20 protein-coding genes are annotated in these 24263 nt (G+C 45.8%); 19 read left to right on the top strand and 1 reads right to left on the bottom strand.

Annotated elements, in window-relative coordinates; genetic code table 11:
- Nucleotides 1-26 precede the first annotated feature (26 nt).
- Both HXT46_RS01045 and HXT46_RS01050 read left to right on the top strand, forming a co-directional pair.
- Nucleotides 27-1418: a cell division protein gene (locus HXT46_RS01045; RefSeq protein ID WP_182835830.1), complete on the top strand. Its 1392-nt coding sequence runs from the start codon at nt 27-29 to the stop codon at nt 1416-1418.
- Between the two features lie 195 nt (nt 1419-1613).
- Complete coding sequence (locus HXT46_RS01050) at nt 1614-2948, top strand: C1 family peptidase (RefSeq protein WP_421786107.1); 1335 nt, start codon at nt 1614-1616, stop codon at nt 2946-2948.
- Nucleotides 2949-3228: 280 nt separating this feature from the next.
- Here HXT46_RS01050 and HXT46_RS01055 read toward each other — a convergent pair whose 3' ends face one another.
- Nucleotides 3229-4182: a hypothetical protein gene (locus HXT46_RS01055; RefSeq protein WP_101888592.1), complete on the bottom strand. Its 954-nt coding sequence runs from the start codon at nt 4180-4182 to the stop codon at nt 3229-3231.
- A gap of 221 nt (nt 4183-4403) precedes the next feature.
- On the opposite strand from HXT46_RS01055, the gene nusA reads away from it, so the two are divergent.
- The 17 genes from nusA to rplA all read left to right on the top strand — a co-directional run bounded on the left by nusA (nt 4404) and on the right by rplA (nt 24217).
- A complete protein-coding gene (gene nusA, locus HXT46_RS01060) occupies nt 4404-5453 on the top strand; it encodes a transcription termination factor NusA (protein ID WP_065189770.1) in 1050 nt (349 codons plus the stop codon).
- 254 nt (nt 5454-5707) lie between these two features.
- Nucleotides 5708-8641, top strand: a complete 2934-nt coding sequence (gene infB / locus HXT46_RS01065) for a translation initiation factor IF-2 (RefSeq protein ID WP_421786110.1) — start codon at nt 5708-5710, stop codon at nt 8639-8641.
- A gap of 2 nt (nt 8642-8643) precedes the next feature.
- On the top strand, nt 8644-9225 hold the full coding sequence (gene rbfA / locus HXT46_RS01070; RefSeq protein WP_004111977.1) for a 30S ribosome-binding factor RbfA: 582 nt from the start codon (nt 8644-8646) through the stop codon (nt 9223-9225).
- 36 nt (nt 9226-9261) lie between these two features.
- A complete protein-coding gene (gene truB, locus HXT46_RS01075; RefSeq protein ID WP_032840541.1) occupies nt 9262-10464 on the top strand; it encodes a tRNA pseudouridine(55) synthase TruB in 1203 nt (400 codons plus the stop codon).
- A gap of 89 nt (nt 10465-10553) precedes the next feature.
- A complete protein-coding gene (locus HXT46_RS01080) occupies nt 10554-11891 on the top strand; it encodes a riboflavin kinase (protein WP_421786314.1) in 1338 nt (445 codons plus the stop codon).
- A gap of 113 nt (nt 11892-12004) precedes the next feature.
- Entirely contained in the window at nt 12005-13267 is a 1263-nt protein-coding gene (locus tag HXT46_RS01085; protein ID WP_101890077.1) for a 3-deoxy-7-phosphoheptulonate synthase, read from the top strand.
- Between the two features lie 642 nt (nt 13268-13909).
- Nucleotides 13910-14386 (top strand): hypothetical protein, encoded by a 477-nt coding sequence (locus HXT46_RS01090; protein WP_004111985.1) that lies wholly within the window; start codon nt 13910-13912, stop codon nt 14384-14386.
- Nucleotides 14387-14394: 8 nt separating this feature from the next.
- Complete coding sequence (gene mtnN / locus HXT46_RS01095) at nt 14395-15096, top strand: 5'-methylthioadenosine/S-adenosylhomocysteine nucleosidase (RefSeq protein ID WP_421786112.1); 702 nt, start codon at nt 14395-14397, stop codon at nt 15094-15096.
- 282 nt (nt 15097-15378) lie between these two features.
- Nucleotides 15379-16560: a phosphate ABC transporter substrate-binding protein PstS gene (gene pstS, locus HXT46_RS01100; RefSeq protein ID WP_004111989.1), complete on the top strand. Its 1182-nt coding sequence runs from the start codon at nt 15379-15381 to the stop codon at nt 16558-16560.
- Between the two features lie 82 nt (nt 16561-16642).
- The gene (gene pstC / locus HXT46_RS01105) at nt 16643-17629 is read left to right on the top strand and encodes a phosphate ABC transporter permease subunit PstC (protein WP_421786115.1); all 987 of its coding nucleotides are present in this window, start codon (nt 16643-16645) and stop codon (nt 17627-17629) included.
- Nucleotides 17626-18633, top strand: coding sequence for a phosphate ABC transporter permease PstA (gene pstA, locus HXT46_RS01110; protein WP_004111993.1), 1008 nt, complete (start codon nt 17626-17628; stop codon nt 18631-18633). The genes pstC and pstA overlap by 4 nt, the downstream gene beginning before the upstream one ends.
- A gap of 29 nt (nt 18634-18662) precedes the next feature.
- The gene (gene pstB / locus HXT46_RS01115) at nt 18663-19442 is read left to right on the top strand and encodes a phosphate ABC transporter ATP-binding protein PstB (RefSeq protein ID WP_004111995.1); all 780 of its coding nucleotides are present in this window, start codon (nt 18663-18665) and stop codon (nt 19440-19442) included.
- A 293-nt stretch (nt 19443-19735) separates the two neighbouring features.
- On the top strand, nt 19736-21130 hold the full coding sequence (locus tag HXT46_RS01120) for an NCS2 family permease (protein WP_004118365.1): 1395 nt from the start codon (nt 19736-19738) through the stop codon (nt 21128-21130).
- 448 nt (nt 21131-21578) lie between these two features.
- The gene (gene rplJ, locus HXT46_RS01125; protein WP_004112001.1) at nt 21579-22100 is read left to right on the top strand and encodes a 50S ribosomal protein L10; all 522 of its coding nucleotides are present in this window, start codon (nt 21579-21581) and stop codon (nt 22098-22100) included.
- Nucleotides 22101-22196: 96 nt separating this feature from the next.
- Entirely contained in the window at nt 22197-22580 is a 384-nt protein-coding gene (gene rplL, locus HXT46_RS01130; RefSeq protein WP_004112006.1) for a 50S ribosomal protein L7/L12, read from the top strand.
- 494 nt (nt 22581-23074) lie between these two features.
- Nucleotides 23075-23506 (top strand): 50S ribosomal protein L11, encoded by a 432-nt coding sequence (rplK, locus tag HXT46_RS01135; protein ID WP_004112010.1) that lies wholly within the window; start codon nt 23075-23077, stop codon nt 23504-23506.
- Between the two features lie 15 nt (nt 23507-23521).
- The gene (gene rplA, locus HXT46_RS01140) at nt 23522-24217 is read left to right on the top strand and encodes a 50S ribosomal protein L1 (protein WP_004118314.1); all 696 of its coding nucleotides are present in this window, start codon (nt 23522-23524) and stop codon (nt 24215-24217) included.
- Nucleotides 24218-24263 lie beyond the last annotated feature (46 nt).

A 24263-nucleotide genomic window follows, 5' to 3' on the forward strand; every position in this document is an offset into this window, starting at 1 on the left:
TGCGGGGGTTTGTGAAAGGAAAAACTATGGTGCCAGATCGTTTCCCAACTGCTTTGCGCGGATACGACAAAGATAAAGTCAACGAAGCCTTTTCTAACTACGAGCGCACAATATCGCGTCTGCGTGAGCAAGTGCGATCTAGTGACGAATCTATTCTTCAATTGCAAGCACAATTGCAAGAAGAAAAAAATAATGTTAAACGTGCAAAAAGCGGGAATACTTTTGCATCTTTGGGCGCAAATGCGCAACAATTACTTGCGTCTGCAGAACAGACGAGTGCGCAGCTAATTGAACGCGCAAAACAAGACGCTGCATCGATTAAAAAAACGGCTCAAGCGCAGGCTGGAACCTTGCTGAACAATGCAAAATTAGACGCAGAGCATTTGCTGCAAGAAGCTCAAACAAAAGCGGATACGCTGCTTTCTACAGCAAGCAACAAGGCAAGCCAGATGACGAGTGCGGCAAAAGAAGACTCGCAGCGTTTGCGTGAAACAACAAACAAAGATGTTACTGCACAAAGAGATGCTGCAACGCTGGAAATAAACAACGCTAGAGAAGAACACACGAAGCGAATGGCATCCGAAAAATCCGAGCAGGAGCGTGCAATTGCACAGCTAAAAGCGGATGCAGCGCAGAAAATCGCGGAACAAAGGTCTGCGGCAAACGCGGAAATTGCTCATGCTAAAGCAGAGACAAATGATCAGATTGAGTCGGCTTTGGCAGAAGCAAACAAGAAACTTGCAGACATGCAGGAGCGAGCAACAAAGATGATGGCGGATGCGCAGCGCAAGGCTGGAGAAATTACAGATGCTGCTGCGGCAAAAGCCCAGGAGATTGCAGACGAAGCGCAAGTTGAGCGCACGCGCACGCTAAGCCAGGTTAGTGCAGAAGTTGAGCAAATTAGAAACGATATTGCAGCTCAGCAAGAAGAAGCAACAAAAAAGGTGAACGAACTTATATCTGGCTTGAAAGAGCGAGAACACGCTGCTCAAGAAGAAGCTGATGCGCTTGTTGCTAGGGCAAAAACTGTTCATCAGGATGCGGATAATTATGCTGCACAGGCGCATAAGGATGCAGATGCTCAGGCTGCACAAATCGTTCGTAAAGCTATGCAAGATGCTACAGCTCAAGTGGAAGAGCGTAGGGCAGCAGCTCAGCAGGAGCTGGATGGTATGACGGCGCGCCTAACACAGCTGCAGCATAGGGAAGCGCAAATTACGCAGCGAGTTACCGAGCTTAGGTCTTTGTTTGCAAACGCTTTTTCTGGATTTGATTTTGGTGATGCTGCTTCTGGACAGGGGCATTCTGGCGATTCTGCAGATGCGGATGCTTCGGATAATAGCGATGCTGATGCTCAAAAACAGGCGAGGAAAGACGCACAAGCTCAAGTTGAAGAAGCTATCGCGCAGGAATCCTGAGTGGCGAATAGCGAGTAGCGAATTGCTCTGTGTGGCGGATTCTGCTTTGTGGCGGATTTATAAGTGAAAACTCATAAAGAAAAGCAGTAAAGAGATTCCACGGAAAAGTCGCAAGCATCCGAAGATTTGCATAAAAAGCTAAAATAAACTATAAAAAATAAAGATAAAATAAGGAAAAACAAGAAAGGTTAGACAGTGACTGAGATCTCTGAATTAAGTGCCGAAGCTTTGCAAGGTTTGCGTGACGATTTTGACGCAAATCCATTGAATCGTTTAGCAATGAACGGTGTTACTGCCGCTGGAATCGACAAGGTGGCGCGCAACTATGACAGCGCGCGTTTATTGCAGCGCCGATTCTCAACGGTTGTTGATAATGGTGATGCAAGGCATCAGGATCATTCTGGTCGCTGCTGGCTATTTAGCTCTTTGAACGTTGCGCGATTTGTGGCTAAAAAAACGCTTAAAGTTAAGGATTTTGAGTTTTCGCAAAATTACGCAATGTATTTCGATAAGCTTGAGCGAATCAACTATTTCTTAAAGGATGTTGCTGCTCTTGTTCGTTCTGGTGAACCAGCTGATTCTAGACTAGTTCAGCATTTGTTGCACGACGTTATGGGTGACGGTGGTCAGTGGACAATGGCTATGAACGTCTATAAGAAGTATGGTGCCGTGCCTAAAGACTTGTATCCAGAAACGGAGTCGTCTAAAGATACGGACGCTATGAACACTCAGCTTCGCCGTTTGCTGCGAACGGCTGTTGCACATATGTACGCTAATGCTGCAGATATTGACGACATAGTTGCGGAAGCTACTGCTGCAGGTCATAGGATTCTTACAATCCACTTGGGTGAGCCGCCAAAGAGCTTCGATTGGGAATGGACGGACGAGGACGGAAAGTTCCATCGCGATGGCGAGATTACGCCAGTTGAGTTTTGGAAGAAGTACGTTACGGCTGGGCTGGAAGACTACGTTTGCTTAGTAGACGACCCGCGTGCGGAGCATCCAAAGGGAAAGAAGATTGCTATTGAGCACTTGGGTAACGTTGCCGGTGGAGACGCTACGGAATATTTGAATGTACCAAATCAGTTTATGAAGGATTGTGTGCGTAAGATTCTCGTTGAGCAGGGCATTCCAGTTTGGTTTGGCGCGGATTGCCATCCTATGATGGATCGTGTAAACGGTGCTTGGGCTACGGATTTGTTTGAGTATGATCGCGTTTATGGCGTTGATTTTGATTTAAACAAGGAGCAGCGTGTGCGTTTTGCTGATTCGGCGATGAACCATGCGATGGCGTTTGCTGGAGTTGACGTTGCTGATGATGGTACAACTACTCGCCGCTGGCGTGTTGAGAACTCTTGGGGCGCGGATATTGCCGACAAGGGTTACTTTACTATGAGTGACGATTGGTTTACTGAGTACGTGTATGAGGTTGCTGTGCCTAAGGCGCTTTTGCCAGAGGAGTATCGTAAGGCGCTTGAAGAGCCAGCAATCGTTTTACCAGCGTGGGACCCAATGGGCGCTTTGGCTTAACGCGAAGCTGCATAATGCGCTTCGCGTTACTCCAAAGCGCCCGAGCTGCTTAGGGCAGAAGCATTGCTTCTGCTGCAGCGAGGACATTCGCGCGTGTAGACCGCGCGAATGTTGTAGCCTAGGCGAGCGCGCCTGAGCCGCTCAAACGTAAACTCCACTGGACTTTATGCTTGAGCCAAATCACGCTTTGAAGGAGCTTGAAATGCGTTATGCAATTTCAAGCTCAGTCAAAGCGCCTCTCGCGCTACGCTTTAAGCTCGAAGTTGCTAGGTTAGTGCGCTTATTGTTCAAAGATTGCAGAATCGTCAGTTGGATATCCGTTTGAATACGCGCTTATTATGTGTGAAACTACGATATCTGCAAGTACACCTATAAAATCTTGATTTTCGATACTTGCAATCGCGTCATTGTTGATTTTTTCATCTTTGTTTACTGGGAAAATCATTTGATTTAACGCGTCTAGTTCTTCTCTTGCACAATCCATATAGGCTATTGCAACAATAGGGAGTTCTTTTCCTGTGGCGTTGTCTTTAGCAACTCCTGATTCCAGGTTTTGCTGAGGTATCTCATAGACTTTTTGACGCAAGTCACTTCCGTTTGAAGCAAAATGCATAAGTGTGTTTGAAATTGTAGCCGTCATGTCACTTTGTCGAAGTGAAACGTTTTTTGCATCTCTAGCAGCTAGCGTTTGCAATAGAAATGCGAGTTTATCTTGTGCTACAGCTGCTTTTGCTAGCGGATCATGATTCCAGTATAGGTTTTTGTTATTGTCTGCAAAGTCTTGGATTTTTTTGTAAGCGTTTAATTCTAGTTGCTCAGCTAGCTTAATTGTTTCAGCATTTCCAGTTTGATTTAAATTGGCTAATTTCCAAATGTTTTGGGCACTGAACACAACGCCTTGAGCGAATCTACTGTTACATTGAACTGCGACTTTTTTCCATGTGTCAGAAGCATTCTTTAAGTCTTTAGATGTTAAGTTATTTATTTTTTTATCCACTTTTTCTTGGCTTGATTTCGCTTTTTGCATAATTTTGTAGCAAGGTTCGTGGTTTTGCAAAGAATGCAGATTGTTGTTTTTTAATTCTTTTGTACTAGAACATGCACTGAAAAGCATTGTTATTGTCATTAATGCTGCAACTATTAAAAGATGATTTTGCGTATGCTTTTGGTTGCGCTTTTGATTGTGTTTTGTGCGCTCTAATAGGCTTCTTAACAAAACAAACTGTGTCTGCATAATCTACTAAAATAGTCCGTGACTGTGACCAATGTTTGCTTGTTTTGCGTTTGGCATTGTATGCTTAACATTTTCAATTGCAGTCATAAGATTTTGTGCTTTACAACCGTTGTTAGATTTAGATTTTAACGCGTTTGTTGTGTGCTAATCGCGATAAAAGAAAAATAAGTTAATTTTATAAGTGAATTTATAAATGAATTTTCAACAGGAGGACATGCACGATGGAATTGGATTTGGCGGGAATGCATCAGCTTGCGGCGCAGCAGGGGATTAATGCCGAGGAGCTGGACGAGGCACTCGCCGAGGCCTTGCGTCTTGCATACATGAAGACTTCTCACCCAGCTAGGCATGCTCGCGTTGAATTAGATGAGCGTGCTGGCAGCTTTACAGTGTGGGCAAAAGACGAGATTCCTGGAGTTCCTACGGAAGATAATCCTCATCCAGCACCAACTCTTGGCGAAGAATACGATGATACACCTCGTGATTTTGGACGTCTTGCTGCTGCTACGGCACGTCAGGTTATTACTCAACTTTTCCGTAAGGTAGAAGATGACCGCGTATTTGGTGCTTTTTCTGGACAAAAAGGAAAGTTGATTAACGGTATTGTACAGCAGGATTCTAAAGATCCTTCTAACATTCATGTTGCTGTTGGAGATGTTGAGGCGATTTTACCGCGTCGTGAGCAGGTTCCAGGCGAAAGATATCGTCATGGTGAGCGTATTCGTGTTTACGTTGTGAACGTTGCTCGTGGTTTGCGTGGTCCAGAAATCGTTGTTTCTAGGTCTCATCCTGATCTTGTTCGTAGACTTTTTGAGCGCGAAGTTCCAGAACTTGTTTCTGGAGCAGTTTCGATTATGGCTATTGCTCGCGAAGCTGGCGCTCGCACTAAGATTGCTGTTCGTGCCAACACGGAAGGTGTTAATCCAAAGGGTGCTTTGATCGGTCCTGGAGGTTCTCGTGTTCGTGCTGTTATGGAGAATCTTGGTCCAGAAAAAATAGATATTGTTGATTGGTCGGAAGATCCAGCGAAGTTTGTTGCCGCTGCTCTTTCTCCAGCAACAGCAACACAGGTTCATGTTGTTAGTGAAAAGAGCCAGACGGCTGTAGCGTTTATTCATGATTCTCAGCTTTCTCTTGCTATCGGTAAGGAAGGTCAAAACGCAAGGCTTGCAGCAAAACTTACTGGTTGGAAGATTGGTATTGAGTCTGCGGAAGAACATGCTAAGAAGCAGGAAGAAATGAATGCTGATTCTAAGGTTTCAGCAGAGTAACATCCCGTGGATTAGCATTAGCGACACTCCCGAGAATCCAACGTTTCGAGTATGCTGAAAGCTGCAATTTGGGCTTATGCGCAGCTTTCTGCCTAGTGGGAACGAGGTACAGAAAATCATGGTTGAAATCATGGTCGCACGATGAGATATCGCATTATGAGGTATCTCACTAAAGAGCATAAGAATAAGAATCTTATAAAAATATAAAGTGGCTGCGTTCGTTTTGCGCTGCCACAGACTGAGGAGAACACTGAGTGGTAAAAAAGCGCGTATACGAACTAGCTAAAGAGTTTGGTGTAGACAGCAAAACCGTGTTGGAGCGGTTGAAGAGCATGGGCGAATTTGTTAAGTCCGCGTCTTCAACAGTAGAGGCTCCTGTTGCACGTAGATTAAAAACAGAGTTTGCGTCCGCTGGATCATCTTCTGGATCGTCTGCTGCAAAGAATGATGCGAAACCTGCTGCAAATAAGAATGCTGATAATTCTTCGAATAAGACTAATCATTCTTCTAATAAATCGGAGTCGTTGGCTCAGAATAATGCTGAAAAACGAAATTTGGATAAGTCTTCAGAAAAAGCTTCGGAAAAACAGCATTCTTCGCAAAAGCCACATGATAATCATGATAATAGTGACAATAAAGAAAATCATTCATCTTCCACTCCAAATGGTGTAATTCCTAAGCCTTCTGCTGGTCACGTAAAGCCACATGCTATCGCTAACGCTGATTCTAAGCGTGGAGGCGATAAGCGCGGGGAAAATCGTAACGATGCACGAGGCGATAAGCGCGGGGAAAATCGTTCTTCTAAGTCAGATCGTTCTTCTCAGATGCCTCCACGCCCTCGTCCGCATCAGGGTGCTGGCTCTGGTTCTGCTCCTCGTCCAGGTAACAATCCGTTCAGCCGAAAGCAAGGTATGCGCGCTCCTACACCTGGTGATATTCCTCGTCCTCACCCAATGTCACGTCCAGGCGCTGCTGCAGAAAATTCTCGTGGAGCAAAGCCTGGTCAGGGCGGCGGTAATGGCAACGGCGGTGGTCGCGGTCGCGGTGGTCGCGGAGGCGCTCGTCAGGGCGGCGGTAATGGTTCGAACCGCTCTTCGCAGTGGTCTGGTTCACATCGTCAGGGTGGCGGTAGTGGCGTAAGCTCTCGTCCGTCTGCAGAATCGCGCTTTAATGCAAATCAGGCTGCAAGCTTCCAAGCTGCGGCTGCTGGCGCTCCAAATGCTGGTCCATCTCGTGGCAGTGGTCGCGGTCGCGCAGGTGCTGCAGGCGCATTTGGTCGTCAGGGTGGAAAGTCCTCTAAGGCTCGCAAGAATCGTCTTGCAAAGCGCAGAGAATACGAAGAGCTTAAAGCACCAGTGATTGGCGGCGTGCGTATTCCTTCTGGAAATGGCGCTACGATTCGACTTCGTCAGGGCGCAACGCTTTCTGATTTGGCAGAAAAGATTGATGTAAATCCAGCTGCTTTGGTAACTGTTTTGTTCCATCTTGGAGAAATGGATACAGCTACTCAGTCTTTGGATGAAACAACATTCCAGATTCTTGGCGAAGAAATCGGTTGGAATATTAATCTCGTTTCTGCAGAAGAAGAAGATAAAGAGCTTCTTCAACAGTTCGACATTGATTTGGATGAAGAGGAACTTCAAGAAGACGATAATCTTGTAACTCGTCCTCCAGTTGTTACTGTTATGGGTCACGTTGACCATGGTAAAACTCGTTTGCTTGATACTATTCGTAAGTCGAATGTTGTAGCTCGAGAAGCTGGTGGAATTACTCAGCGTATTGGCGCTTATCAGGTTACGGTTACTTTAGATGGAGACAAGCGCAAGATTACGTTCTTGGATACCCCAGGCCACGAAGCATTTACTGCTATGCGTGCTCGTGGTGCAGAGCTTACAGACGTTGCAATTCTTGTTGTTGCAGCAGACGACGGCGTTATGCCTCAAACTGTTGAGGCAATCAACCACGCTCAGGCTGCTCACGTGCCTATTGTTGTGGCTGTAAACAAGATTGATGTTGCTGGAGCAAACCCAGATAAGGTGCGCGGTCAGCTTACAGAGTACGGTCTTGTGCCAGAAGAATACGGCGGCGACACCATGTTTGTGGATATTTCCGCAAAGCAGGGAACTAACGTAGATAAGCTTCTTGAGGCTGTTCTTTTGACAACTGACGCTGAGCTTGATCCTAAGGCAAATCCGAACATGGATGCTCGTGGTGCAACCGTTGAAGCTCGACTTGATAAGGGTCGTGGCGCTGTTGCTACTGTTCTTGTTCAGCAAGGCACTCTTAAAGTCGGAGATTCTATTGTTGCAGGTACGTCTTATGGTCGTGTTCGCGCAATGCTCGACGAAAATGGCAACCACTTGCAAGAGGCAGGTCCTTCTACGCCAGTTCAGGTGCTTGGTTTGACTTCTGTTCCAACTGCAGGAGACTTGTTCTTAGTCACATCCGACGATCGTTCCGCTCGTCAGATTGCCGAAAAGCGCCAAGCTACAGAGCGTGCAGCTCAGCTTGCTAAGCGTCGCAAGGTTGTGTCTCTTGAAAGCCTTAAGGAACAGTTTGCTAAGTCCGAAGTTGATATGCTCAACATTGTTATTAAGGGCGATTCTTCTGGTTCTGTTGAGGCTTTGGAAGATTCCTTGATGAAGATTGAGGTTTCCGACGAAGTTGGAATTCAGGTTATTCACCGCGGTGTTGGTGCAATTACTCAGAATGATGTGAACTTGGCAACAGTTGATAAGGCTGTGATTATTGGCTTCAACGTGCGTCCAAACCGTCAGGTTGCCGATTTGGCAGACCGCGAGGGCGTGGAAGTCAAGTACTACTCGGTTATTTACAAGGCTATCGAAGATATTGAAGCTGCTTTGAAGGGTATGCTTAAGCCAGAGTTTGAAGAGGTTGTTACTTCTCACTCTGAGATTCGTGAAATCTTCCGTTCTTCCAAGTTTGGCAATATTGCTGGTGTTATGGTTCAAGACGGCGAAGTTAAGCGCGGTACAAAGTGCCGTATTTTGCGTAACGGTGTTGCTACTGTTAACGATCTTGAAATCTCCAGCTTGCGTAGGTTCAAGGATGATGTTCAATCCGTTAGCGAAGGCTACGAGGCAGGCATTAACCTTGGCAGCTTTAACGACATTGAGCTTGGCGATATAATCGAAACCTTTGAAATGAAGCAGATTGAGCGCAAGTAATTATGGCAGGAACAAACCCTAGAGCCGCGCGAATTGCGGCTCTGATTCACAGAGTGATTGCGTCCAACATGGAGGCTCATTTACACGATAAGCGACTTGCTAATGTGACTATTACAGAAGTGAGAGTTACTAACGACTTGCAGATCGCTAAAGTGTATTGGACACAGCTTGGCACTGTTGGTAAAGAGCAGGGTGAGCGTCAGCGTGCAGCCCAAGCTTTGCAACAGGCTAAGGGGCGTTTGCGCACTCTAGTTGGAGCTAAGGCTGGATTGCGTTTAACTCCTCAAATCCAATTTGTTTACGATGAGGTTCCTAGTGAAGCTCATGAGATTGAAGACATTTTGGTCGCCGCGCGTAAGCGTGATGAGGAGCTAGCTAAAGCGCGAGAAAATGCTCGGTACGCTGGTGAAGAGGATCCGTATAAAAAGCCTCGTGAAGATGAGGATTTTGACGATTCCGATGATTCTGATGATTTTGATGACTCCGACGAGTATGAGGATTATGAGAACAGCGAAAACGATTTTGTAGAAGATAAGTCGCCAGCAACCGACGATTTAGATGATTCTGCTCATTTGGAATTATAGTTTTAAATCAAATAATTAATCAAATAAAATTTAGTAATGAGTAGTTCTCAAACATCATCTTCAGGCATTTTATTAGTAGATAAGCCGAAAGGCGTTACCAGCCATGACGTTGTGTCTTGTGCAAGAGGATTGTTGCACACTAAACGCGTAGGTCATGCGGGAACGCTTGACCCAATGGCTACAGGATTGCTGATTCTTGGTTTTGGTAACGCCACTCGCTTGCTTAACTATTTGCTTGGTCACGATAAGACTTATGAGGCTGTGATTCGTCTTGGCGAATCAACCAATACGGATGATGCAGACGGTGATGTCGTTTCAAGTGTTGATGATGAAAATAGCATTCTAAACTCTGCAAATACTGATGAGATTCTTAAAGAATTGCGTTGCGTAATCGCTAAGAATTTTACTGGGCACATTATGCAAACTCCAACGGCTTTTTCGGCTATTAAAATAAACGGTGTGCGTGCTTATGACTTAGCGCGTGAAGGTAAAGATGTTCATTTAGAGCCGAGAGAAGTTGTTATTCATGACTTTTCGCTTCTGGATGCGCGTTTTAATGTGGGTGTAAGCGGTGCAAAAGTTGTTGATGTGCGTGCGAGTATTTCTTGTTCTAGCGGCACGTATATTCGCGCACTTGCTCGCGACTTAGGGCGTGTTCTTGGTGTAGGAGGACATTTAGTAAGTCTTAGGAGAACTCGAATTGGCGAATTTTCGGTAGAAGATGATAGGGTTCTTAAACTTGAAACTAGGATTCGTACATTTACGGACAAGAATGGCGTGACTCAGACTCGCGCAAAGGCTGTTGTAGCTGACAGACACGATAGTGTTTCTGACTATTTTTCTGACAGTGTTTCTAACAGTTCGGTTGCTTGCGACTTATCTGGAGATTCTTCTTGTAGAAAATCTGCACAAAAAAACTATGATTTACAAAATCGTGTTCTAAGTATGTTTGAATCCGCAAAATTAACCATGCAAACAGTTGAAATCAGCGAAAATCAGGCTAAAGACTTGCGTTTTGGTAGAAAAATAGTGATTCCTGCGATTAGTGAAAAAAATACTATTGCATACGTAAAAGCCGAAAAAGATGAGCAAAACGATGTTGTTGCAGTTCTGGAAACCGCTGAAAAGTCGCCAGCAACCGCAGGGGGAAGCAGAGCGTTCTCCAAGTTACAAGAAAAAAATGAAAAAAACATAAATCAAATAGAAGCTAAACCTATTGTGGTATTTGTACAAAGCTAGTTTGCTGGTAAAATAGTTAATAGTGTGAAAATAAGGGTTCGCGGCAGGAATGCTGCTTATTTCGAATAGTTGCGAATAGTAAGGATATGATGAAGGTCATCAACATTCGACCAGATGCCAACGGCATGATTAATTGGCCAACATTAAGTGCTCAGCGTAAGGCGATTGTTACGATAGGTGTGTTTGACGGAATGCACCTAGGGCATAGAAAAGTTATTGAACGCACCGTTGATCTTGCTCGCAAAAACAATGCGTTTTCTGTGGTTATAATGTTTGATCCGCGACCAAGCGTGGTTCATGAAAACCCAGATTTATTCGACGATTTTGGAGATAACGCACAGATTCCAGTGGATTCGCAGGCGTTAACAAGTGTTCGTCAGCGTCTCAGGGTTTTGCAGCAGTTAGACGTGGATCATGTGATTATTGTTCGATACAGCCTAGCTTTTGCTGCAAAATCATACAGATTCTTCCTAGGGCAGCTTGTTGGAAAACTTGGTATGCGTGCACTTGTGCTAGGGTCGGATGCAGCCCTTGGAGCGCGTAGAGCTGGAAATGTTCATGCGATTAAGGAGCTTGCGCAAGCTACGGGCGTTTTTGATTTGGTTGTGGTAGACGATTTTGGTCCAGGGGATGTTCGTGTTCCAGACCCAATTGTGCCAGAAGTTCCGTCTGAAGATGGAGAGCCAAAAGACCCTGCGGATGGTATGAACAAGGCGGAATATCGCGCTTGGAGTAAAGGTATGCCGAATAAGAAGGTTCGTGCTTGGAGCTCTACGAATGTGCGATGGATGCTCGCGAATGGTAGGGTTCGCGATGCTAGGGATGTTCTTGGTCAACCGCATAGAGTTGAGGGTATTGTGGTTCATGGTGCCGAGCGCGGTCGTGAAATCGGTTTCCCAACAGTGAATTTGGGCGAGCGTATTGATGGGTATGTGCCTGTTGATGGAGTTTACGCTGGCTGGATTGTTGATTTAGATGTGGACGAGGCTAGTGCAGATAATTTGCATTCTTCTAACATTCCGAGTGTTGGCGTTTTGCGCAAGGATGAGTTGCATCTTGGAGTTCATTCGCCATGGCGTTGGGCTGCTGCGATTTCAATTGGAACTAAGCCAACTTTTGCTGAATCGAATGAAGGTTCTTCTGTTAAGAATGTAGTTTCTGGTGATTCTGGCGATATCTTTGAATCTGATTCTATCTCTGATTTTGGCGCAGATTCTTCTACGTATCCTAATGATAGTGAAAATCGCGTGGTTGAAGCTTATGCTCTAACAGATAAGTGGCAGGATTTGTATGGTCATCGCATTTGCATTGAATTTGCGCAATTCTTACGTCCTCAACATGCCTTCGATTCTGTTGAAAGTCTTAAGGATGCTGTGAGACACGATGTTGAGAAAGTGCGAGAAATAACTGATGCTGAAAACCGATAAGCTGGTTTAGATTAGTTTAGGCTGATTTTTCTTGATCTAGTTTGATTGGGATCTGATTTAATTAGATTATTGGCTGAAGCTGCGGTGTTTTGTGCTTAAGATTGGCGGTGATTATGGAGTTGGATATTAATAGCAGCGATATTAGTGGTATTGAGCCTAGTACAAGTGATCTTAATTGTAAATCGTTTAATAACAGCAATGCCTTAAATCACTCGGATGCTCGTGCTGTTAAAAAAGCTGTTGAAGAAGGGAAAAATCCACTCGATTCATCTAAATTCGAGCGCTGGGAAGACCAGGTTGGAGTAGATCGTATAATCAACCGTCGCGTGTTGGAGTTGGAGCCGCTTCCCACTCCTGCACAGGTTCTTGGTGAGTTGCCACTTTCTCCGTATGCGCAAGATATTGTTGCAGAGTCACGCGATGAGATCCGCAGATGCCTTAATGGAGATGACGACCGCCTTCTTGTTATTGTTGGACCGTGTTCTGTGCATGATCCTAAGGCAGCTCTTGACTACGCGTCTCGTTTGGCTGATTTGCGCGCAAAGCTCGAAGGTGAGCTTTTGATTGTTATGCGCGTTTACTTTGAAAAGCCGCGCACAACAGTTGGCTGGAAGGGCTTGATTAACGACCCCGATATTGACGGCACGCACGATATTCACAAGGGTTTGCTTTTGGCGCGTCGCACGCTTCTTGGCGTTTTGGACGCTGGTTTGGCTGCAGCAACCGAGTTTTTGGAGCCGACTAGCCCGCAGTTTATTGCGGATGCTGTTAGCTGGGGGGCGATTGGCGCGCGAAACACGGAATCGCAGATTCATCGCCAGCTTGCTAGCGGTCTTTCTATGCCAGTCGGATTTAAGAATGCAACGGATGGCTCTGTTACGGCCGCCGTCAATGGATGTTTGGCCGCTAGCCAGCATCACACTTTCTTTGGCATCGACCATCTTGGACGCGCTTGTGCTGTACAAACACTTGGAAACCCTGATTGTCATGTTGTTTTGCGCGGATCTAGCAAGGGTCCAAACTACGATGCGGCTTCTGTTGCTGCTGCTGTTGCATCGGTTCGTTTGAGGCTCGGCGCGGATTGCGTGGCGTCTAATGGCGTTGTAATCGATTGCTCGCACGGAAATTCGGGCAAAGATGAGAATCGCCAGATTCAAGTCGTGCGAGATATTGCGGATCGTCTTGCACATGGCGAAAAAGGCATTAAAGGCGTTATGATGGAGAGCTTCTTGCAAGGCGGAAACCAAGATCCTGCGCCTTTGAGTGAGCTTGAGTACGGAAAGTCGATTACGGATCGATGCATTTCTTGGGAAGATACCGAGCGATTGCTTAACACGCTTGCGCAGTCTGTTTCTTCTCGCCGACTTAAGTCTTGATTTTCCCGAAAATGTTGCTTTAATCGGCGTGTCGAGCTACAAAGTCGGGAAGATTTTCCCGAAAATGTTGTGCGATTTCCTATATTTCCTTGCTTGGTGTTGTAGGAGGGCTGGCTAATTCTTGTCTCACAACGCTCCGCCTCTTACGTGTTGTCTGTTGTTGCGGTTGTTCCGTTTTGTCTTTGATTTTGTTTTTGGGTTGAGGTTTGTTTGTAGTGGTGGCTCATTGGATTGTTTGGTATCGACTGCCGCTCTTATACTGTTCGACCAAGAATCACCCAGCCCTCTTACGAGTCTGAACAATTGCGTATAGCTTAAACACCGAGATTCTCGATTTTTCTTGCTACTTCAGCGAATCACCATTTCATGCTGCGAATCGACCTGCATGAGCGCTTAAAGCGTAGCGCGCGAATGCACTTCGATTCGCTGAGCTTGCTCAAAGTTGAAAGCACAGTGTGCTTTCAACGCAAGCGAAGACGTGAGCGCGCTGTAACGCGCGAGCGATACGCTTCATTCGCTGCGAAAAATCTCGAATCTCTACCCAGCTTGCGCGAACGACACGACACGCCGTGTTTTTTTTTAGTTACAAACTATTACAATAAATCCTCAAATATGCAGCATTTTTGAACAAAGGAGTGCAAAATGTGCGAATCGCCAGCCCCCGATCGTAACAATCTTCACCAAGATAAAAACGTTTCAAGCCGCGCCCTGACGATCGCGCGATACGCGATTTTTGCGCTTCTGCTTGCTGGCGCATTTCTTCTGGCGTTTGCGTGGTATCGCGGCACTCACAGCAAAGGCTACACTGTTGTTACCTGTTCCGCACTATGGTTTAGCGTTATTGTTCCGTTTATTACATTGATTGTGCTTTGCGTTTTTGTGCGCGGATGGCGTCTTGTTGTTGGCTCTACTATTTGCGTTTTGCTAATAGCGTCTTTCTTTGGGTTTATTGCGTTCCACGATTCAATCATGGGTTTTTTGAATGTTCCCTCCACAAATCCTTGGTTTGAATTTACGTGCAGCGCCTTGCTAAAAATTGCAACCGCATCTTTTGTTATTATGTGTTGTGTAAGCGTATTTTTGATTAAACGCAATTCAATGCACAAGATAAAAGGATGATTTGACGAATGCCTAAGTTTACAAAAATCGCCATTATTGGCGCTATGGAAGAAGAAGTTACTCACATTGCCGGTTCTCTTAGCAATGTTAAGCATAATAAGGCAGCCAGCTTAGATGTATCTTGTGGCGTGCTTGAATGCGAAGATGGCGGAAAAATCGAAGTTGCTGCAACAGTTGGCGGAATGGGACTTGTAAATGCCGCTGCAACTGCACAGTATTTAATTGATACGTACAAGCCGCAGGCCGTAATCTTTTCGGGAATTGCGGGAAATCTCAATAAAAATTTGCATACGAATGATGTTGTTCTTGGAAAAACATTAAAATATTTAGACACCGACATGCGCATGATTAATCAGTGGAAGCCGTTTACAAACGAATATCATTCAGACGATTATCTTCTTAAAACTGCAGACAGCGTTTTAACAAAGATGGGCATTAACCACATTTTGGGAACAATCGCCTCTGGCGGATATTTTGTAGACACGCCCGAAAAAGTGGCGGAAGTGATTGAGACGACTCAAGCGGATGCTGTAGAAATGGAAGGCGCTGCGATTCTTCACGTTGCTGCAAGAAACGACGTTCCAGCGTTAGTTGTGCGCGCAATGAGCGATAATGCAGACACAAAATACGAGGAGTTCCACACTTTCGACATATCCGAATACGCGGATACAGCTGCAAAAATGACGGTAAATATTGTTAGGAATTTGTAGAATTCAACACGCCGATGTGGTCGCCGACGCGCTGCATCGCCAAACAAAAGGCGAGTAGCGCTAAATGCCGCCATTTTCTGAGTGCAATCAGATTTTGGCGGCAAGGTTTTTACCCCCCTCTTAAGATTGGCATCGTTAATAGAAGAAAAAGGTAATAAGAAATAAAAGATGCCAGTTTTAAACATTAGTCTAAATAGTTTAAGAGGAAAATTTGCGGTAGGTTATACGAGAAACGCAGATTGACTGGCATGATGGCAATTCTTCTTGAAAGGAATGAAGAATATGCGTAAAAATGCAGTAAAAAATAATGCAGTAAAAAATAAATCAATCAAGTTGAACACAAATTTGAACATTCGCGCGATTGCAGCAGGATTGCTAGCATCCGCAACTTTAGTGAGCCTTGCAGCTTGCGGAGATAATGTTCCTGCAAGTAATTCGCAATCGTCCGCAAATACTGGCGCAAAAATCGTAGGAAACTTCCAAGGTTCGGGTGCATCTTCCCAGCAGGTTGCTGTAGAAGCGTGGATTGCAGGATTCCAATCAAAAAATCCTGGCGCAAAAATCGCATATAATCCAACTGGCTCGGGTGCAGGAGTTACAACGTTTATGACGGGAGCCACAGCGTGGGCTGGATCCGATAAATCGCTAAGCGACGACGAGTTAGAAAAGTCAAAGTCGGTTTGCGCTAATGGCACTACGGCTTTCGACGTTCCAGTATACATTTCTCCAATCGCAGTAATCTTTAATCTAAAAGGCATTTCGGATGCTGGAAAACACATAAATATGGATGCTTCTACAATCGCAAAAATCTTCGACGGCAAGATTACGCGTTGGAATGATGATGCGATTAAATCGCAAAATCCAAAGCTAAAGCTACCAGATAAGCCGATTACAGTTGTTCATAGGTCCGATAAGTCTGGCACAACGCAGAACTTCTTAAGCTACATAAAAGACGTTGCGCCAAGCGATTGGTCATACGATCTTAGCGAAAATTGGCCAAATAGCGTGGGTCAGGGCGCAAAAGGCACGTCTGGCGTTGTTTCCACAATCCGCATGGCAGACGGAGCGATTGGATATGCGGACTTTTCGCAAGTTGGAAAGCTTGGAACTGTGGCAGTAAAAGTGGGAGATTCTTACAACGAGATTAGCCCAGAAGGTGGCTCTATAACCGTTAATGATTCAAAGGTTGACGAAGATGCTGCAGCAAAATCAAAGCACCGCGTTGTTGTTAAAATAAACCACAAAACGGAAGAAAAAGGCGCTTACCCAATTGTGCTAGTTTCTTACGATATTGTGTGCGGCGCTTACAAAGATGCTGCAACAGCACGATTTGCAAAGTCTTGGCTTAGCTACGTTACCAGCAAAGATGGCCAGGCTGCGGCTCAAGGTGCTGCTGGAACTGCGCCTTTGCCAGAAAAGCTTATGGGCAGGATTAACAAGTCGATTCAGTCGATAGGCAAGTAAAAATAGTAATTTGCCAAGATTTTAGAGTAGTCAATATATTGCTGCTGATAGCATTTATATAATGACTACAAAAGGAGCATGAGTGAGTTCTAAACAAAGAACTGAAATCAGTAAAGATGTGCGCAAAAGTGGCCATTTTGCAGGTGGTTTTGCAGGTGGTTTTGCCGACCGCTTGTTCAAAAGCGTAGCTATTGCTTGCGGATTGCTGATTTTAATGGTGCTTACAGCTGTGGCGTTGTTCTTGCTGTTTCAAGCGTTGCCGATTGTAGGCGCAAACAAAAGCCAAGTAAGTCAAGTATTTTTAGACTTTACGGGAGGCAAAGCGCACGATTTCCTAAGCTACGTAGCGCCAATGGTTTTTGGAACTGTTCTTATGTCTGCGCTCGCTCTGCTCCTTGCATTCTTTGTTTCGATTGGAATCGCGCTGTTTATAAGCCACTATGCTCCGCCAAAAATGGTGCCGCTTTTAAGTGGTGTAGTCGACTTGCTTGCTGCGATTCCGTCCGTAATCTACGGTCTTTGGGGCGGATTGGTGCTAGTTCCATCCATATACCCATTCTGGAAGTTTATCTCGCACATTTTTGGCTGGATTCCGCTTTTTGCAGGTCCTGCGGCAAGTCCTTCGCGTAGTGCTGCAACCGTTAGTGTTGTTCTTGCTGTTATGATTTTGCCGATTATAACTTCTATGGCACGAGACATTTTCCAGCAAGCTCCGCGATTGCAGCAAGAAGGCGCGCTCGCTCTTGGTGCCACAAAGTGGGAGATGATAAAGCTGGCGGTTTTGCCGTTTGCAAAGTCGGGAATTGTTTCCGCGTCTATGCTTGGTCTTGGTCGCGCGCTTGGCGAGACAATGGCAGTTCTTATGATTTTGTCTCCAGGATTCACCTTTAAATTCAACATTTTGCAAGCTTCACAAAACCAGACGATTGCAGCAAACATAGCAGCGCAATACCCAGAAGCCAACGGATTGGGTGTTAGTGCGCTTATTGCTACAGGTTTGGTGCTGTTTGTTATTTCATTCGCTGTAAACCTTATTGCTCGCAAAATCACGGGAAAGGCGAGTGCATGATGCAAAATTCAGAATCGTTACAAGCTGGCTCTGTTAGCGCAAGCAGCGAATCTCCAAAAATCGACTTTAACAAGTTCCGTCCAACGCGTTCTAGAATCGCAAGTCGTAAGCGAAAAGACGCGTTTATGCGCGTGCTAATCTTCCTGTCTTTTGTAGTTGCTCTAATTCCGCTTCTTTCTTTGCTTTTTACGACTATTGTAAACGGCATTAAGCGACTAAACCTTGACTTTTTAACGCATAATATGACGTATGTGGTTGGTGGCGCTGCTACTGGCACAGGTGGTTACGGCGGTATTTTGCACGCCATTATTGGAACTTTGGAGATTACTTTTGGCGCAATGCTGATTTCGATTCCGATTGGAATTATGTGCTCCGTGTATTTGATTGAGTATGCGCGAGGAAGTCGCTTAGCTACGTTGATTAATCTTGTTGTAGACGTTATGAGCGGAATACCTTCGATTGTGGCTGGCTTGTTTGCGTTTTCTAGCTTTACGATTTTTGTGGGTCCTGGAACAATCAACGGTTTTGAAGGGTCGGTTGCGCTTTCGCTGCTTATGCTTCCGACTGTTGTTAAGTCGTGTCAAGAAATGCTAAAAATTGTGCCGAACGATTTAAGAGAAGCGGCGCTGGCTCTAGGCGTTACAAAGCAGCGCATGATTACAAAAATTGTGTTGCGAACCGCCTTGCCTGGCATTGTTTCTGGCTGCATTCTTGCGGTTGCACGCGTGGTTGGAGAGACGGCTCCGCTTTTAATGGCAGCTGGGTTTATTGCATCCACGAATTTCAATCTTTTTGACGGGCAAATGACCACTTTGCCAGTGTACGTTTACCAAGAGTATTCAAAGCTTTCGGCGAATTGCCCAGCTAACGCGCCATCTTCGTGCGTTACTACGATTCCAATGGAGCGAGCATGGGCAGCGGCCCTTGCCTTGATTGTGATTGTTTTGCTGCTGAATATTGTTGGGCGAGTTGTGGCGCGCGTGTTTTCAGTAAAAGCAAAGTAAGACGAAGGATTTTAGAAAGTGAGGCGCAAATGGGTCAGCGCATTGATGTTAAGCATTTGAACATTTACTATGGTGATTTTCTAGCAGTAGAAGACGTTAACATAAGCATTGAGCCAAACAAGGTTACGGCTTTTATTGGGCCTTCGGGATGTGGAAAATCAACGGTTTTGCGCACTTTAGACCGCATGCACGAGATTACTCCAGGCGCTCGCGTGGAAGGTCAGGTGTTGCTTGAAGGCCGTGATTTGTATGGCAAAGATGTGGATCCTGTGGCAGTTCGCCGAGATGTTGGAATGGTGTTTCAGCGTCCAAATCCTTTCCCAACAATGTCTATTCGAGAAAACGTTCTTGCAGGAGTTCGCTTAAATAATCGCCATATTTCAAAGCAAGATGCCGACGACCTAGTTGAGTGGGCTTTGCGCGGCGCGAATTTGTGGAACGAAGTTAAAGATAGACTAGATAAGCCAGGAATCGGGCTTTCTGGCGGCCAGCAGCAACGACTTTGTATTGCGCGAGCTGTGGCTGTGCATCCGCAAGTGCTTCTTATGGACGAGCCTTGTTCTGCTCTTGACCCGATTTCTACTCTTGCTGTAGAAGATTTGATTAACGAGCTTAAGCGCGATTACACGATTGTGATTGTAACGCACAACATGCAGCAGGCAGCGCGCGTTGCCGACTACACTGCGTTCTTTAACCTTAAGGCGGTTGGAAAACCAGGGCATCTTGAGTATTTTGCAGATACTACCACCATGTTCAACAATCCGCGCAATACGGAGGCGGAACGCTACATTTCTGGCCGCTTTGGGTGATTTTTGCATTCGTGCGATTCGCTACACGTTTTCTTTGCATGGTTCTTTACATGATTTTCTTTGGTCAGCACGTGCGCGTAAGGTCGAACCTGTTCGGTTGTTCAAAGTTCTATAAGTCATTTCAAATTTCGCGAGTTTTCTAGCGTGTTTATTCGGCTTGTGCTTTGTGCGTCGAGCGAGTCGCAGTAACCTCTGCGTGAATGCCCAAATGTAATTGCGTCCGCGATTGCTCAAGTGCTCTCGCCGCGCTTTTTATGGTCTTTTGCGCTGTAAAACCAAGGAACAGAGAGTTTATGGAAAAGTTCTTCCATCTCAAAGAAAACGGCACGAATGTATCAACGGAGATCACTGCAGGTCTCACTACATTCTTTGCAATGTCGTATATTATCGTCGTAAACCCAATGATTTTAAGCCAAACTGGCATGCCTAAGGGTGGCGTTTTCCTCGCTACAATCATCGCAGCAATTATTGGCACGCTTGTTATGGGCTTGTTTGCTAACGTGCCTTACGCTCAAGCTGCTGGCATGGGTCTTAACGCATTCTTCACATACACAGTTTGCTTTGGCTTGCATTTTACGTGGCAAGAAGCCATGTGCATGGTGTTCTTGTGCGGTTTAATTAACATTATTATTACCGTTACCAAGATTCGTAAGATGATTATTCGTGCCATCCCAACTTCGTTGCAACACGCGATTGGTGGTGGCATTGGTTTATTCGTTGCATACGTTGGCATTATGAGCGTTGGCTTAATCACCTTTACTTCCAAGGATCCTGCTGCCGCTGCTAAGAGTAAGCCAACCGCTGCTATTCCAGGTCTTGCAGTTATTAACAATCCTGTTTTGTGGCTATTCCTTATTGGACTTGTTTTGGCTATTGTTCTTACTGTTCTTAAGGTTCGCGCAAGCTTGCTTATTACGATTATTGCAACCTCTTTGATTGGTATTCCGCTTAGCTTGACTTCGTTAAATAACGCTGTTTCTGTTACAGATGCTTTTGCTCAGCTTCCAACCACCTTTGGTGCTATTTTTGGTCCGCAAGGTTTCCCTGCTCTCTTCTCTAATCCAGCACGTATTCCGCTTGTTTTGGTAACTATTTTCGCCTTCTCTATGTCGGATACTTTCGACACTCTTGGCACGTTTATTGGTACTGGCCGCAGAACTGGCATTTTCTCTGAGGCAGATGAGAAGGCTTTGGAAAACGGATCTGGCTTTAGCTCCAAGATGGATCGTGCGCTGTTTGCTGATTCGATTGCAACTTCGGTTGGCGCAATTTGCGGTACTTCTAACACCACTACTTACGTTGAGTCTGCTGCTGGTATTGGTGCTGGTGGCCGCACTGGTTTGACTTCTGTAGTTGTTTCTGTGTGCTTTGCACTTTCGATTGTGCTTGCGCCTTTGGCTAGCGCTGTTCCTGCTGCTGCTACGGCTGGCGTGCTTGTAGTTGTAGGTTGCATGATGGCAAGCTCGTTGAAGGAGATTGCTTGGGATGATATTTCTGAAGCTATTCCTGCGTTCTTCGCCGCTGTGTTTATGGCGTTCTCTTACTCGATTTCTTACGGCATTGCCGCTGGATTTATCATGTATTGCTTAGTTATGACTTGCAAGAAGCGTGCTAAAGACGTTCATCCAATGCTTTGGATTGTTTCGCTTTTGTTCATTCTTGATTTTGTTGCTAACGCAGTTTTGTAAATCTGTTAGTTTGTATTAGTTAAGTTAGATATTAGTTAGATATTAGTTAGATATTAATTTAATTAATTATTTTAAGAGCGTATTTGGTGCGTACGGTTGCTTTCGACTTTTCCGCGTTAGTTTGGGATAAGTCGCCAGCAACCGCGCGTGTTGAGTACGCTCTTAAATAATCTTAAATAAAAATAAATTATAAAGTTTGCGAAAAAATATTGACATTGTCGCGTGTGGGTATTAAACTTGCCCAACGTAAACCACAGACCGTTGGTGGAGTCGTAAGATTCCTGAAAATGATGTGTCATGCCAGCACAGGTTGAGCAGTGATTGTTGCAATTTATTTGCGATTTTTCACAAACTTTTTAACACTATGTGTTTTTTGGATGCTCTGCCGTGCGCAGGGCTTTTTTGATATGTTATTTCCATTCCGACGGCCAATTTAGGAAGGAACGCCATGAAGAGGCCCGAAAAGGAAGCGGTAGTTGCAGAGCTTACGGATTTGTTCCGTAACGCCGACGCTGTCTACCTTACCGAGTACCGCGGGCTTACAGTTCCGCAGATTTCTTCTCTGCGCGAAAAGCTAGGCCGCGATACTTCCTACTCTGTGGCTAAGAATACGCTTGCTCGCATCGCCGCTAAGGAAGCGGGCATTGAAGGTCTTGATGAGCTTCTTGCTGGCCCAACTGCAATCACCTTTGTAAAGGGCGATTTCATTGAGGCTGCTAAGACCTTGCGTGATTTTGCCAAAGAGAATAAGACCCTCGTCATCAAGGGCGGTTTCGCAGATGGAACCGTTTACGATGCCGAAGGCGCCAAGCAGCTGGCAGACCTCAAGTCTCGCCCAGAATTGCTTTCCGAGATGGCTGGCGCGCTCAAGGGCACCATGTCCAAGGCCGCCTACCTGTTCAACGCTTTGCCAACCAAGGCAGTGCGTACTATCGACGCTTTGCGCGAGAAGCAGGAAAAGGCCGCTTGATTCCCTTGCAGCTTGCTGCATGAGACCAAAAAATAATAAAAATGTTATGGCTCTAAGGCACAAGGTGTGTCTGGCCAAGTAAGAAAGGAAGCCATTATGGCTAAGCTCACTAGCGAAGAGCTTCTTGAAGCTTTCGGTGAAATGACCCTCGTCGAGCTTTCTGAGTTCGTCAAGGCCTTTGAAGAGAAGTTCGATGTTGAGGCTGCTGCTCCTGTAGCTGCTGTTGCTGCTGCTCCAGCCGCTGCCGCTGGCGCTGCTGAGGAAGAGAAGGACGAGTTTGACGTTGTCCTCGCTTCTGCAGGTGCTCAGAAGGTTGCCGTCATCAAGGCTGTTAAGGCTTTGACTGGCCTCGGCTTGAAGGAAGCTAAGGACATTGTTGACAATGCTCCAAAGCCAGTCCTCGAGAAGGCTAAGAAGGAAGATGCCGACAAGGCTAAGGCTGCTCTCGAAGAAGCCGGCGCAACTGTTGAACTTAAGTAGTTCTAGGCTCTTTTGTTAACGCATTAGGCTGGTTGCTAGTGCATTAGTCGCGGATGCGTTTTGAAAGCGGCAAGGTTTTCGTGGTTTCACGGATTCCTTGCCGCTTTTGCGTTCCGACCTGCCTGAGCGCTTAGAGCGTAGCGCGCGAACGACATGATCTGTTTTCCCGAAAATGTTGCTCAAAACGCTGTTTAGAGCTACAAAGTGCGTCAAGTTTTTCCGCACTTTGTAGTCGAATGCGATGATCAGAGCAACAAAGTGCGTAATCATGTAGTGCGTTTATATTGCAACACGCCGTAAATCAGGTACAATCGCACTACATCTTGTTTCCAAAATCGTCGCGGCAAAGTGGCATAATAGGAAAGCTTGTGACTGGAGGAGTAATCCGCTAGCACAGCACAGCAATATAAGTTGCGGGAGGATCCTTAAAACGGCTTAATATCAACGTTTTAGGGCGCCGAATGAACCGCTTCAAAAGAAAGAAGAACCATATTATGGCTCCAAAAAAGAAAGTCTCTGCGCTTATTAAGCTCGAGATTCAGGCTGGTAAAGCAAATCCAGCCCCACCACTGGGTCCTGCTTTAGGCTCCCACGGCGTAAACATCATGGACTTCTGCAAGGCCTATAACGACCAGACGAAGGACAAGATGGGTCAGATCGTCCCAGTAGAGATTACTGTTTACGAAGATCGTTCCTTTACATTTATTCTTAAGACTCCACCAGCTGCTGCTTTGTTGCTTAAGGCTGCTGGCATTCCTAAGGGCACCGAGAACCCATTGACCCACAAGGTTGGCTCTGTGACTAAGGCTCAGGTGCGCGAAATCGCCGAAATCAAGATGCCAGATCTTTCTGCACGAGATGTTGAAGCTGGTATGAAGATTATCGCGGGCACTGCTCGCTCGATGGGTATTACCGTTACCGACTGAAAGTGAGTGGAAAAAATGGTGAAGCGTTCTAAGAAGTATCGTGAAGCGGCTGAGAAGATTGACCGCAACAACCTTTACACCCCAGCTGAGGCTATTGCTTTGCTTAAGAGCATGCCAAAGCACGCTTTCGACGAGTCTGCTGAGGCTGTTATGCGCCTTAATGTGGATCCTCGCAAGGCGGATCAGTTGGTTCGTGGCGTTGTGAACTTGCCTAATGGCACTGGTAAAACCGCTAAGGTTTTGGTGTTTGCTCGTGGTCCAAAGGCTACTGAGGCTCAAGAAGCTGGCGCAGACATCGTTGGTGATGACGAGCTTATCGAGAAGGTTGCCGGTGGCTTCCTTGACTTCGATGCCGTTGTTGCAACCCCAGACATGATGGGCAAGGTTGGTCGCCTTGGTCGTGTGCTTGGTCCTCGTAGCTTGATGCCAAATCCTAAGACTGGCACCGTTACAATGGATGTTGCAAAGGCTGTTGCCGATATTAAGGGTGGTAAGATTGAGTTCCGCGTTGATCGTCAGGGCAATCTTTCCTTCCTCTTTGGCAAGCTTTCCTTCGACGATAAGGCTCTTGAAGAGAACTTCAAGGCTGTTGCCGATGAGATTCGCCGCTTGAAGCCTACTACCATCAAGGGTCGTTACATCACTAAGGTAACGATTACCTCTACGATGGCTCCTGGTGTTCCAGTGGATATTGCAAGCATTGCTGCGTGATTTTAGCCAAGCATAGCTGAGTAATTTTATTAGCGCTGAAAATAGT

Source organism: Gardnerella sp. DNF01204, assembly GCF_049244145.1.
Taxonomy (GTDB): domain Bacteria; phylum Actinomycetota; class Actinomycetes; order Actinomycetales; family Bifidobacteriaceae; genus Bifidobacterium; species Bifidobacterium vaginale.

Bases quoted from the DNA above. Each gene is read 5' to 3' on its own strand.
- pstB (WP_004111995.1), top strand. From the start codon at position 18,663: ATGGGTCAGCGCATTGATGTTAAGCATTTGAACATTTACTATGGTGAT.
- HXT46_RS01045 (WP_182835830.1), top strand. From the start codon at position 27: ATGGTGCCAGATCGTTTCCCAACTGCTTTGCGCGGATACGACAAAGAT.
- rplL (WP_004112006.1), top strand. From the start codon at position 22,197: ATGGCTAAGCTCACTAGCGAAGAGCTTCTTGAAGCTTTCGGTGAAATG.
- HXT46_RS01055 (WP_101888592.1), bottom strand. From the start codon at position 4,182: ATGCAGACACAGTTTGTTTTGTTAAGAAGCCTATTAGAGCGCACAAAA.
- rplK (WP_004112010.1), top strand. From the start codon at position 23,075: ATGGCTCCAAAAAAGAAAGTCTCTGCGCTTATTAAGCTCGAGATTCAG.
- HXT46_RS01085 (WP_101890077.1), top strand. From the start codon at position 12,005: ATGGAGTTGGATATTAATAGCAGCGATATTAGTGGTATTGAGCCTAGT.
- pstS (WP_004111989.1), top strand. From the start codon at position 15,379: ATGCGTAAAAATGCAGTAAAAAATAATGCAGTAAAAAATAAATCAATC.
- HXT46_RS01080 (WP_421786314.1), top strand. From the start codon at position 10,554: ATGAAGGTCATCAACATTCGACCAGATGCCAACGGCATGATTAATTGG.
- truB (WP_032840541.1), top strand. From the start codon at position 9,262: ATGAGTAGTTCTCAAACATCATCTTCAGGCATTTTATTAGTAGATAAG.
- rplA (WP_004118314.1), top strand. From the start codon at position 23,522: ATGGTGAAGCGTTCTAAGAAGTATCGTGAAGCGGCTGAGAAGATTGAC.
- HXT46_RS01090 (WP_004111985.1), top strand. From the start codon at position 13,910: ATGTGCGAATCGCCAGCCCCCGATCGTAACAATCTTCACCAAGATAAA.
- mtnN (WP_421786112.1), top strand. From the start codon at position 14,395: ATGCCTAAGTTTACAAAAATCGCCATTATTGGCGCTATGGAAGAAGAA.
- rbfA (WP_004111977.1), top strand. From the start codon at position 8,644: ATGGCAGGAACAAACCCTAGAGCCGCGCGAATTGCGGCTCTGATTCAC.
- rplJ (WP_004112001.1), top strand. From the start codon at position 21,579: ATGAAGAGGCCCGAAAAGGAAGCGGTAGTTGCAGAGCTTACGGATTTG.
- nusA (WP_065189770.1), top strand. From the start codon at position 4,404: ATGGAATTGGATTTGGCGGGAATGCATCAGCTTGCGGCGCAGCAGGGG.
- pstA (WP_004111993.1), top strand. From the start codon at position 17,626: ATGATGCAAAATTCAGAATCGTTACAAGCTGGCTCTGTTAGCGCAAGC.
- HXT46_RS01120 (WP_004118365.1), top strand. From the start codon at position 19,736: ATGGAAAAGTTCTTCCATCTCAAAGAAAACGGCACGAATGTATCAACG.